Here is an 11,873-nt window from a genome sequence, read left to right as displayed (position 1 = left end):
CGCGCTGCGCCCTCGTAGTTGGGGAAAGCAGGAACACATCCGTTCCGCGACCACCGCCATTCCCTCACTGGATCCCACGATGCGCCGCACACTGTTCCTTTCCATCGCCCTTGCACTGCAGGTCACCGCCACGGCCGGCGCCCACGCCGCAGAACCGGCCCGCATCGCCAGCGAGGCGATCGCCTCGCAGCCATTGGATGGGGCGCTCAACGCGCTGTCGCGCCAGACCGGCCTGCAGTTCGTCTACAACGCGCAGACTGCCGGCAATCCGCGTACCGCGGGCGTACCGGCCGGACTGAGCGCGGACGCGGCGCTCAGCCGCCTGCTGGCCGGGACCGGCCTGCGCTACCGCTATCTCAACGCCACCACCGTCACCATCGAAGCGCAGGATGCGGCTGCACCGGCATCCACCTCGGCGCTGGCAACGCCAGGCCCCGTGGGCGGCGCGGTCGCGGCATCGGCGCAGGCAGGGGCGGCGGCGCCCAGCGCGCAGGCGGCCAACCTGGAAACCATCCAGGTCACCGGCAGCTACAGCCGCAGCCTGGAGCAGGCGGTGGACATCAAGCGCGCCACCGTGGGCTTCTCTGACTCGATCGTTGCCACCGACGTGGCCGACTTTCCCGAACAGAATCTCGCAGAAGCGCTGCAGCGCATGCCGGGCGTGACCATCGAACGCAACAAGGGCCTGGGCACCAAGGTCAATGTGCGTGGCCTGCCTTCGGAGTACACCCACGTTTCGATCAACGACCTGGCCACCGCTTCGGGCAGCGGCGGGCGCGACGTGGAATTCGACATGTTCGCCTCGGAGATCATCCAGCAGGTGACCGTGCAGAAGTCGCCCACGGCTGCGGACGAGGAGGGGGGCATTGCTGGCTCGGTGAAGATTTCCACCGCGCGCCCGTTCGACTACAACGAACGCAAGCTGGTGTTCTCCGCCGAGGGCGCGCACAACAGCATCTCGGAGGAAGTGGACCCGCGCTTTGCCTTCCTCGCCGCCGACACGTGGGGGGACTGGGGCGCACTGGTGTCGTACTCGCAGTCCAAGCGCACCAACCGGACCGACTCCACTTCGGGCATCAACTTCCGCCCATCGTCACGCTTCCTCACGGCCTCGGGTACCCGCGGCACCCAGGCGCAGTCGGTGCTGCGCCGCGACGCAGGCGTCAACATCACCAACCGCAATGATGCCGAGCAGACCAACCGGGTCGTGTTCCAGGACAAGGTCGGCGACCGCGTCTACCTCAACGAGCAGGACAAGTGGGGCGCGACTGGATCGCTGCAGTACAAGCCGAGCAACAATTTCAGCCTGACCTTCGACGCGATGGTCGGTGGCTATGACAGCACCGAGGACGAGTACGACGCGGCCGCCTATTCCGCGTCCAGCCGCAGCACCTTCGACACCATCCATTCGTACGACGCCAGCACCCTGTCCGAGTACGGCATGGTGGTGCTGCGTGATGTGTCCTACACCGCCACCCAGCACGAGATGCTGAGCAAGGAGCGGATCAACAAGACCGACTACAGCCAGTACAGCCTGGCCATGGACTGGAAGGGTGACCGCTGGTACGTGGATGCGCTGGTAGGGTATTCGGGCGCGGAGAAGACTTCGGATTTCTCCAACCTCAAGCATGTGGCCTATGCGCCGTCGCGTACCCGCTGGACCGGCGCCAGTGGTGAAACCCTTCCCACCGGCGCCGCCGGCAGCTTCGACATGTACAACGATCCGCGCCGCTATCTGTTCGAGGCCTACGAGACCACGCTGGAGAAGGTGAAGGATGACAAGTACGCCGCCCAGGTCAATGTCACCCGCCTGCTGGACATGGCCTTCCTGCCCGCGCTGCACACGGTCCGGTTCGGCGCGCTACACCGACCGATCCAAGGAGCGCCAGTATGGCGAACTGAAGATCACCGGGCCGAGCGCTGGCAGCGCGGCCTGGGTCAACACCCGCACGATGGCCGACAGCCCGCTGCAGTACATCGACGACATCGTCCCCGGCGGCAGCTACTCCAACAAGGGGCTGGCGTGGCAGCAGATCTCCAACGACTACGCCCGCAGCGCATTCCGTTACGCGGGCTTCCAGACCCCGTTCGACCCGGGCCAGTTCTACCAGGTCGATGAGAAGGTGATGAGCTTCTACGCGATGGCCGACTTCGCCTTCGATATCGGCAGCGTGCCCTTCACTGTCAACGCCGGTGCACGCTACGTGGATACGAAGGTCGATTCGTTCGGCTACCACCCGATCCAGCTGCCCAACGGCAGCACTGGCTACACCGATACGCCGGTGTCCAAGGATGGCAGCTACGACGATCTGCTGCCCAGCTTCAACATGACCGCCGAGCTCGCGCATGGCCTGTTGCTGCGTGCGGCCGCGTCCAAGGTAATGATGCGCCCGGCGCTGACCGACATCGCCTACAAGCGCACCGCCAGCTGGAGTTCCTACCGTTTCACCGACGGCAATCCCGAACTGAAGCCGACCTACGCCAAGCAGTGGGAAATCGGCCTGGAGAAGTACCTGGACAACGGTGCGCTGTTCGCCGCCAGCTACTTCCGCAAGAACATCGACGGCGTGGTGATCAACTCGCTGACCGGCGTGGTCCAGGATGTGGCGGTGTACAACGCCAACGGCAGCCTCAATGGCATCTATGATTTCGACGTGTACCAGCCGGTCAATGCCAAGGGCGCCTACGAGGTCGACGGCATCGAACTGGTGGCGCAGCTGCCGCTGAACATGTTCACGCCGTGGCTGGACGGGTTCGGCATCAACGCCAACTACACGATGCTGGACAGCTCGCTGGCCGGCGAGTCCGACCTGGGCATCCGCACCCCGATGCCGGGGTTGTCGGAGAAGACCTGGAACTTCACCGCGTACTACGAGAATGAACGTTTCGACGCGCGCGTGTCCTACAACCACAAGGACGAGTACGTCGAATCGATCGGCTACAACCTGTACCCGATCTGGCGCGATGCCTATGGCCAGATGGACGTATCGATCGGTTACCGCATCACCGACAACATCAAGATCAGCCTGAAGGGCATCAACCTCACCAACGAGCGGACCAGCGGCTACACCATGGATCCGTCCTTCCCGACCATGGATGAGACCTCTGGCCGTCGCATCAGCCTGGGCCTGCGCGCGGACTTCTAAGCAAGCGTTCCCGCACGGGCGGCGTGCGGACCGGAGAGGGTCCGTGCGTCGTCCGTGCGCTTTCTCAGGAAAAGACTCATGAAGACCCCTCTGATGCTGGCGCTGCTCGCCGCAGCGGCCCCGGCGTTGTCGGCCACGACCCCGGCTGATGCCGGCCGCCAATGGCTGGCCGGCGACCACCACGTGCACAGCGAATGGAGCGTGGACTGGGACCGCAGCACCACGCCGCCCACACCGGTCCGCGGTGGTGACTCGCCCTACAGCCGCAGCCGCAACGCCGCCCAGGCCAGAGCGTTCGGCCTGCGCTGGATGGTCCACACCGACCACGGTGGCCCCGGCCACTCCGCGGTCACCCGCGACCAGGCATATCCCGCGCTGCTGCAGGCGCGTACCGACGTTCCCGAGGTGATCCAGTTCAATGGCATGGAATTCGACGTGCCCGCGGGCGAGCACGCCTCCCTGATCATCGCGCCGGGCCCGCAGGAACGGGAGCAGCTGGTCACCGCCGAGCGGGACTTCAGCCGCAGCGAACCGCTGCACGATAGCCGCGACAGCGAACAGCAGATGCAGGCCGCACTGGCCTACCTGGGGGCTGCGCCCGGCACCGCTGATGTTCATCAACCATCCCTCGCGCACCGCGACGGCGATGGGGCAGTGGGGCGAGGTGACCCCGGGCGAGCTGCGCGGCTGGCATGCGGCCGCACCCAATGTGCTGGTAGGCATGGAGGGTGCGCCCGGGCACCAGGCGATCCGCAGCGAACGCGGGCTGTACCGCAACGCGGCCGCCCCCACCGTAGGCGGCTATGACCAGATGACCGCGCAGGTGGGAGGTGTGTGGGACCAGATGCTGGCCGATGGCATCCGCTTCTGGATCACCGCCAACTCCGACTCGCATGTGAACCTGCGCGACGGTGGGCGCGACTACGACCCGGGTGAGTACAGCAAGACCTATGCCTGGGCGCGCCCGGATGCGGAAGACATCCTGGATGCGCTGCGCAAGGGGCGCTTGTTCACCGTCACCGGTGACCTGATCGATGCCTTGGAATTGCGCGTGACCGCTGGCGACTCCAGCGGCGGAATGGGCGATACGCTGGTGCTGCGGCCAGCGCAGACGATGCAGGTGGAGGTGCGGGTACGGCAGCCGGCCGGCGCCAACGCGAACGGGCAGCACCCGGCGCTGAAGCGCATCGAGCTGATCATCGGCGGCAGGGACGGGGAGGGCAGGCTGCAGATGCAACGGCGCGGCTTCGACGCGGCAACCTGGGTGCGGGAGGGTGACTGGATCGTGGCGCGCGGGTCACTGCCGGCACCGCCGCGCGGCGGCTTCGTGCGGGTGCGGGGCAACAGCACCGGTGCGGTCGATGCACTGGCGGACGCGCCCGGCGAGGACCCGTGGCAGGATCTGTGGTTCTACTCCAACCCGGTCTTCGTCACGATTGCCGGTGGTGTCATCCCGCCGCAGCGGTAACCTCGGATCGCCTGTTGGCGTGACGCACGTTGTCTTCTACAAGCCCACCTGCAGACGCAGACCGGAGGAAGGACCGCCTTGTCAGAACCCTATTCAGCCATGCTCCGCCTTCGCATGTGCCGCCAGGATCTTGCCCGATGGCTGGCCGCGCCAGTGCCTACGGTATCCCGATGGTCAGACTGGCGAGGCATCGCCGGGCAGTGGCGCATGCACAACGGCGGGTACCTGCTGCTGGCGAGCGTACTCATGGGGGTGTTTGTCTTCTCCTGTACTTTCTTGCACGTGACCACTTCAAGAGCCTCGGCTGGATGCTCGGCCCGTTCGACCCCACTCTGGGGTATCCCTCTGACGCGGCACCGTATCCGAGCGCCGCATGGCGCAGTTCCGCAGACCAGCCCACGGCGCGCCGTGCGCCTGTCTGGGCGGCTTTACCTGGGCATCAATACGCTGTCCACCAGGCGCACGTTTGCCAGAGGCGGCGTTGAAGATGACCGGCCAGTAGGCTCGGCCGACGATGCCGGCACACCCCGGACAGGCTTCACAGATCTGTACTACCCAGCCGGGCATAGTGCCCCTTGGGTAGTCTGAGCGCGTCCATCCAGCCACGGGGTTTCCCCGAACGCCAGGAGGTCACTGTGCCAAGTTGGGACGAAGGAATGAAGCTGACGCGTCGCCAGGTGATCGCCGGCGGCGCCACGACCGTGGCGATGTCCGCCGCACCGGGGGCGTCATCGCTCGCCGCCGAACTGGCGGCGTCCCCGCCGCCCAGGCCGCCGGTCATCAGCACGGTGGCGTTGACCGTCAACGGCGCGCCGGGAGCTTGAGCTCGACACGCGGACCACGCTGCTCGACGCCCTGCGCGAACATCTGAAGCTGACCGGGACCAAGAAGGGCTGCGACCACGGTCAATGCGGTGCCTGTACCGTGCTGGTCAACGGCGAGCGCATCAATGCCTGCCTCAGCCTGGCAGTGCAGCACCAGGGCGATGCCATCACCACCATCGAAGGCCTCGGAACCCCCGATGACCTGCATCCGATGCAGGCTGCCTTCATCAAGCATGACGGCTACCAGTGCGGGTACTGCACGCCGGGGCAGATCTGTTCGGCGGTGGCGGTACTGGACGAGATCAAGCGGGGTGTCCCCAGCCATGTGCAGGCCGATGTCAGCGCACGGCCCCGGGCCACCAACATGGAAATGCGCGAACGCATGAGCGGCAACCTCTGCCGCTGCGGCGCCTATTCCAACATTGCCGAGGCGATGGAAGAGGTCGCTGGCGCGACGCCTGAAGGGAGGCGCTCATGAGGGCCTTCAGTTACGAACGCGCGAAATCCCCGGCCGAGGCCGCCAGGGCCGTCGCCGGCACCGAGGGCGCGAAGTTCCTGGCGGGAGGAACCAACCTGCTCGACCTGATGAAGCTGGAGGTCGAGACGCCCGCGCACCTGGTCGACGTGCAGGACATCGGCTTGGACAGGATCGAACCCACAGACGACGGCGGCCTGCGCATCGGCACGCTGGTCACCAATACCGCGCTGGCCTCGCATGAGCGCGTGCGCCGCGACTACGCGGTGTTGACCCGCGCGATCGTGGCAGGTGCCTCCGGGCAGCTGCGCAACAAGGCCACCACCGGCGGCAACCTGCTGCAGCGCACCCGCTGCCCGTACTTCTACGACCCCCATCTGCCCTGCAACAAGCGCCTGCCCGGATCAGGCTGCGGCGCGCTCGAAGGGTTCTCCCGGCAGATGGGCGTGATCGGCACCTCGGACAGCTGCATCGCGACCTATCCGGGCGACATGGCGGTGGCGCTGCGCGTGCTGGACGCCACGATCCAGACCGTCAAGGGTGACGGCAGCACGCGCAGCATCCCGATTGCCGACTTCCATCGTTCCCCCGGCGACAAGCCGCAGCAGGACAACGTGCTGCAGCGCGGTGAGCTGATCACCCATGTCACGCTGCCGGAACCGCTGGGCGGCCGGCACGTGTACCACAAGGTACGTGACCGCGCGTCCTATGCGTTCGCACTGGTGTCGGTCGCCGCGGTCGTGCAGCGTGACGGCTCGGCGCGGTTCGCCTTCGGTGGGGTCGCGCCGAAGCCGTGGCGCATCGAGGCAGCCGAACCCCTGCTGCGCGACGGCGTCAAGGCCGCGACCCGGCAGGTGTTCGCCGGCGCCCGTCCAACCCGGGAGAACGCGTTCAAGATCGCGCTCGCCGAGCGCACCCTCGCCGCCGTGCTGGCCGAAGGAGAGCGCTGATGGCCCTTGAATTCAACGCCCCCGCCGGTGACAACCTGTTCGACAAGGCCAAGGTCGTCGGCAAGTCGACGCCGCGCATCGACGGCCCACGCAAGACCACCGCACCGGCACCGCCCCCTATGCCTACGAGCGCCATGACGTGGCGCCGAACCAGGTCTACGGCTACATCGTCGGCGCGGGCATCGGCAAGGGGCGCATCATTTCGATGGATGCCTCCCGCGCACGTGCCGCTCCCGGCGTGCTGGCGGTCATCACCGCACCGGAAACCAAGCCGGTCGGCAAATCGAACTGGAACAACGCGCCGCTGTTCGGCGGGTCCGAGGTCGCCCATTACCACCAGGCCATTGCCTGCGTGGTGGCAGAGACCTTCGAGCAGGCCCGCGCCGCCGCGGCATTGATCCGCACCCGCTACGAGCGCGGCAAGGGGCGCTTCGATTTCCCGGCGCTGGCGCCGTCCGCGCCACTGGCGAAGGGGCGCGACGGCAAGCCCGACCGGCAGGCGCTGGGCGATTTCGACAGCGCCTATGCAGGCGCCGCGGTCAAGCTCGACGAGACGTACCACACCTCCGACGAAAGTCATTCGATGATGGAGCCGCACGCCACCATCGCCGCCTGGGAGGGCGACACGCTCACGCTGTGGACGGCGAACCAGATGATCGACTGGGCCAGGCAGGGCATGGCGGCGATCCTCGGCATCGATCCCGACAAGGTGCGCGTGGACTCGCCCTATATCGGCGGCGGCTTCGGCGGCAAGCTGTTCATCCGCGCCGATGCAGTCCTGGCCGCGCTGGCCGCCAAGCAGGTCGGGCGTCCGGTGAAGATCGCGCTGCAACGCCCGTTGATGCCCAACAACACCACGCACCGGCACGCGACCATCCAACGCGTCCGGATCGGTTGCGCGAAGGACGGCAGGATCTCCGCCATCGCCCATGAGAACTGGTCAGGCAACATCAACGGCGAGGACGGCGAGAACGGCACCCTGCAGACGCCCAAGCTCTATGCAGGCGCCAACCGCCTGATCGCCAACTACATCGCCACGCTCGACATGCCCGAAGGCAATGCGATGCGCGCGCCGGGCGAAGCGCCGGGCCACATGGCGCTGGAAGTGGCGATGGACGAAATGGCCGAGAAGCTGGGCCTCGACCCGATCGCGTTCCGCATCCTCAACGAGCCCGAGGTCGTGCCCGGCGATCCGTCCAAGAAGTTCTCCGACCGCAACCTGGTGCGCTGCCTGCGCGAGGGCGCGGAACGCTTCAACTGGAACAAGCGCAGCGCCAAGCCGGCGCAGGTACGGGACGGGCACTGGCTGGTCGGCATGGGCGTGTCCGCAGGCTATCGCGGCGCACCGACCATGAAGTCGGCGGCGCGGGTCCGGCTTGACGGCCAGGGTGGGGTGATCGTGGAAACCGACATGACCGACATCGGCACCGGCTCCTACACAATCATCGCGCAGACGGCGGCCGAGACCATGGGCGTGCCGCTGGGCCGGGTCCAGGTCACCCTCGGCGACTCCCGCCATCCGGCCTCCGCCGGTTCCGGCGGCCAGTGGGGCGCGGCAAGCTCCACCGCAGGCGTGTACGCGGCGTGCGTCAGCCTGCGCCGCAAGGTGGGCGAGAAACTGGGCTTCGACGGCGACACCGCAGACTTCGCCAATGGCCTTATCCAAGCTGGTGGGCGGACCATCGACTTGGCCGAAGCGGGCACACTGTCGGCAGAGGACGGCATTGCCTTCGGCAACTTCAAGCAGGGGTACGACGTCGGCACCTATGCAGCGCATTTCTGCGAGGTTGCCGTGCATGCCTACACCGGAGAGACGCGCATCCGCAGGATGCTTGCCGTATGTGATGGAGGCCGGATTCTCAACCCACTGTCTGCACGCAGCCAGGTCATCGGCGGGATGGTGATGGGTGCGGGCGCGACCCTGATGGAGGAACTGGTGGTCGACAAGCGGCTTGGCTTGTTCGTCAACCACGACCTTGCGGGCTACGAGGTTCCCGTGCACGCCGACATTCCGTACCAGGAAGTGGTCTTCCTCGACACGCTGGATCCGGTGATCTCGCCGATGAAGGCCAAGGGCGTGGGTGAGCTGGGCATCTGTGGGGTCGGCGCCGCGATCGCCAATGCGGTCTACAACGCCACCGGTGTGCGCGTGCGCAACTATCCCATCACCCTGGACAAGCTGTTGCCCGGCTTGCCCGACGTGGGCTGACCCTTGCGCATGGACCGACCCGTGGCCTCACACGTGCTGGAGCCCTCTTCGGCAGAGGGAGTGGACCCCAGGGATCCTGCCGAACACCTGTCCGCAACGCCGGGCTTCCTCACCGAAGGCAGCCCGCGCGGCGTGCTCGAGGCGGCGGTGACGCACCTGCGCGCGGGGGAGCACGCCGTGCTCGCGCTGGTGCTGGAAACCGATGGCTCCACCTACGCCGATGCCGGCGACATGGTGCTGTTCTGCAACGGCAGCCAGGTCGGCTGGCTCAGCGGCGGATGCCTGGAGCCCGAGCTCGCGCGACGCGCAGAGCAGGTGAGCGCGGCGGGGCAGGTCGACTGGATCGAGATCGACACCCGCAGTGACGACGACCTGTTGAGTGGGTCCGCGCTCGGCTGCCGCGGCCGGCTTCGGATTGCGCTTCTGCCATTGCGTGCCATGACCGGCATCGACGCCGTGATCGAGGCTTGGCTGCGCGAGGGTGTGTCACTCCAGCGCGAGCTCCGCACGTCGGGGCAGATCGTTTTCCGCGCCGGCCATCGCGAGCAGGCATGGCAGCTGAACCCGATGGACGACACACAGCCCTTTGGAGAAGCAGTGTGGCGTTTGCCGTTGCCCCGGCTTCCGCGGGCGCTGGTGGTGGGGGGCGGTCCCGAAACGCCCTTCCTGGTTCCGTTGCTGCGGGGCCTGGGGTGGCACGTCAGCGTGGCCGAACGGCGAGCGCGCTGGGCCTCAGCGGGGCAGGGCGCGGATGCGCATCTCCAGGCCAGCCCAGCCGGGGCCCTACATGCCGACCCGTGCGACGCGGTACTGGTGATGCATCACGATTTCGAACTGGACCGGGAGGCGCTGGTAGCCCTGGCCGATACCGAGGTTGCCTTCATTGGACTTCTGGGTCCGCGGCGAAGGCGTGAGGATCTGTTCAAGCTGCTGACACCAGATCAGCGCCACCGCCTGTCTTCCAGACTTCGATCACCGGTCGGCCTTAACATCGGCGGCCGAGGGCCAGAGGCGATCGCGCTCAGCATCGCCGCACAGCTGCAGCAATGGCGCAGCACGGCCGGCAGGTGACGTCCGCGCATGCGGTCGTCGTGCTTGCGGCGGGCGGGAGCACCCGGCTTGGCCAGCCCAAGCAGCTTCTGACCCGGCAGGGCGAGACCCTGGTACATCGCGTAGTGCGGTTGTCCTTGGAGCTCGCGCCTTCGCAGGTGTTGGTGGTGGTGGGCGCGAACGCACAGGCCGTGACATCCAGTATTTCCGGACTGGATGCCACCCCGGTAACCAACCATCACTGGGAAAGCGGCCTGGCCAGCAGCCTCCAGGTTGCAGGCACACACCTGCTGCCCGCGGCGGCCGCCGTGATGGTCGTGGCATGCGATCAGCCCGCGATCGAGCACGCCCATCTGCAGGCGTTGCTTTTGGGTGCCCGCGCTTCGGCGTCAGGGTGCGCTGGCACCCGTCACGGAAACGTCCTTGGCGTTCCTGCAGTGGTGCCGCGCGCATGGTTCAACCCTGCGGGCGCAACTGGTGACCGCGGCTTCGGGCGCGCTTGAGGCAGCTTCCCATCGATGCCGTGCATGCCCTTCAAGCGCCGGAGCTGGGCCTGGATATCGATACGCCAGAAGATCTTGCGCGTGCGCGGCATTTGGGCTGGATCGATGCCGTGAGGTGAGTCGCGTGATCACTGGACCAATGCCCGCCGCGCAGGTGACTAGCCCCGAACCCTCGCAGCCGCGGCTCTCTAGAGTCGAGCCTGGCTCGACTACGGCACGCCACATCGCTCCCCAGCAGGCACATCACCAGCAAGAATCTGCAGCACCCGATCCAACAGAACAGGTTCCGGCACGCCAACCAGCAGCTGCTCCAAGTGGCCCAACGGTTGCAGCTGCCATTGGAGGAGCGCCCGCAACTGCACAACGGCGGGCGCCCGCTGCTCCGCGTCCAGTGAGACCTGCAACAGCAAATATTGCGAGCGCCTTTCCAACCACAGTACCGGTATACCTCGGCAATGAACCTGGAACTCGGCATCTCGATGCCGCTCGACGAACTGGAAGCCCTGTCGTGGCCGAGACTGCACGAACTGCATCACTTGGCGGCGCAGTTGTGAGAATCGATCGTCGTTGATGCTTTGGAACCCGACAGGCGAAGGCACCGGTGGCGCCGGCCACTGCGCCTGTGCCGCAACCACCGCGACGAGACAGAGCGCGGTGGCCGCCCAGCGATGCCGCGTCACTCAGCCGTCCGGGCGTACCCGTGTGCTGGCGTGCGCCACGAGGCCCAGCCCGGCCATGATCAGCCCTTCCATGACGCGCGGGCCGACGTATTGCTCCAACTCGCCGTTCTCGCGGGCACGCTGTGCGGCCAACAGGATTTCCAGCACCACGCGAAGGCCGGCCAAGGAGCAATCGGTATCGGCCAGGGCGATGCGTCTGCCCGGCATCTGATGGCGCTCAGGCCAGGGCTGGCCATCGGACGCGGCGCCGGAGCCGATGCTGTGCAGCAGGGCGATGAGCGTGTTCGGATCCAGCGCAGGACCGTTGGCAGGCGCGTCGTGGATCGGGTGCGGGGCAGGGGAGTGGGGCTGGTTCATGGCTGGGCTCCTTGCGTGCGTGCAGAAGCCGCCACCGATAAAGGTGGCGGACGATGCGTGGCTCGAAATCCGGTACGCGACTAGGCCCGGTGGGCACAAGGCCCCCACGCACCGCCCGCCATAGCCGGCCGACGGATTGCCAGCCGGCACCACGAGGCGTGGTGCCGGCTGGCAAGCGCAAACTACAGTCGCGTTACCGGGATTTCGAGCC

7 protein-coding genes and 3 pseudogenes are annotated in these 11,873 nt (G+C 67.0%); 8 read left to right on the top strand and 2 right to left on the bottom strand.

Annotation, left to right across the window (positions count from 1 at the left end):
- Positions 1 to 79: 79 nt before the first annotated feature.
- The 8 genes and pseudogenes from ACZK2V_RS11640 to ACZK2V_RS11605 form a co-directional block, all read left to right on the top strand.
- Positions 80 to 814, top strand: a pseudogene (locus ACZK2V_RS11640) (STN domain-containing protein); the annotation flags it as partial.
- A gap of 961 nt (positions 815 to 1,775) precedes the next feature.
- Positions 1,776 to 3,146, top strand: coding sequence for a TonB-dependent receptor (locus ACZK2V_RS11635; protein ID WP_486322337.1), 1,371 nt, complete (start codon positions 1,776 to 1,778; stop codon positions 3,144 to 3,146).
- Positions 3,147 to 3,756: 610 nt separating this feature from the next.
- The gene (locus ACZK2V_RS11630; protein WP_486322336.1) at positions 3,757 to 4,614 is read left to right on the top strand and encodes a CehA/McbA family metallohydrolase domain-containing protein; all 858 of its coding nucleotides are present in this window, start codon (positions 3,757 to 3,759) and stop codon (positions 4,612 to 4,614) included.
- 656 nt (positions 4,615 to 5,270) lie between these two features.
- A pseudogene (gene paoA / locus ACZK2V_RS11625) lies at positions 5,271 to 5,916 on the top strand (aldehyde dehydrogenase iron-sulfur subunit PaoA).
- Entirely contained in the window at positions 5,913 to 6,863 is a 951-nt protein-coding gene (locus ACZK2V_RS11620) for an FAD binding domain-containing protein (protein ID WP_486323299.1), read from the top strand. The pseudogene paoA and the gene ACZK2V_RS11620 overlap by 4 nt, the downstream one beginning before the upstream one ends.
- Positions 6,863 to 9,072 (top strand): annotated as a pseudogene (gene paoC / locus ACZK2V_RS11615) (aldehyde oxidoreductase molybdenum-binding subunit PaoC). Before ACZK2V_RS11620 ends, paoC begins: the two are co-directional and overlap by 1 nt.
- Before the next feature lie 9 nt (positions 9,073 to 9,081).
- The gene (locus ACZK2V_RS11610) at positions 9,082 to 10,143 is read left to right on the top strand and encodes an XdhC family protein (protein ID WP_486323298.1); all 1,062 of its coding nucleotides are present in this window, start codon (positions 9,082 to 9,084) and stop codon (positions 10,141 to 10,143) included.
- Positions 10,119 to 10,625 (top strand): nucleotidyltransferase family protein, encoded by a 507-nt coding sequence (locus ACZK2V_RS11605; protein ID WP_486323297.1) that lies wholly within the window; start codon positions 10,119 to 10,121, stop codon positions 10,623 to 10,625. The genes ACZK2V_RS11610 and ACZK2V_RS11605 overlap by 25 nt, the downstream gene beginning before the upstream one ends.
- A gap of 209 nt (positions 10,626 to 10,834) precedes the next feature.
- Here the strand turns inward: ACZK2V_RS11605 and ACZK2V_RS11600 are convergent, their stop codons facing one another.
- Together ACZK2V_RS11600 and ACZK2V_RS11595 are read right to left on the bottom strand one after the other, a co-directional pair.
- Positions 10,835 to 11,305, bottom strand: coding sequence for a hypothetical protein (locus tag ACZK2V_RS11600; RefSeq protein WP_486323296.1), 471 nt, complete (start codon positions 11,303 to 11,305; stop codon positions 10,835 to 10,837).
- Complete coding sequence (locus ACZK2V_RS11595) at positions 11,306 to 11,662, bottom strand: hypothetical protein (RefSeq protein WP_486323295.1); 357 nt, start codon at positions 11,660 to 11,662, stop codon at positions 11,306 to 11,308. It abuts the gene before it with no gap.
- Positions 11,663 to 11,873: the final 211 nt, after the last annotated feature.

This window comes from Stenotrophomonas sp. 93052_Sma (genome assembly GCF_056481145.1).
This window is presented reverse-complemented; position numbering and strand designations above follow the sequence as displayed.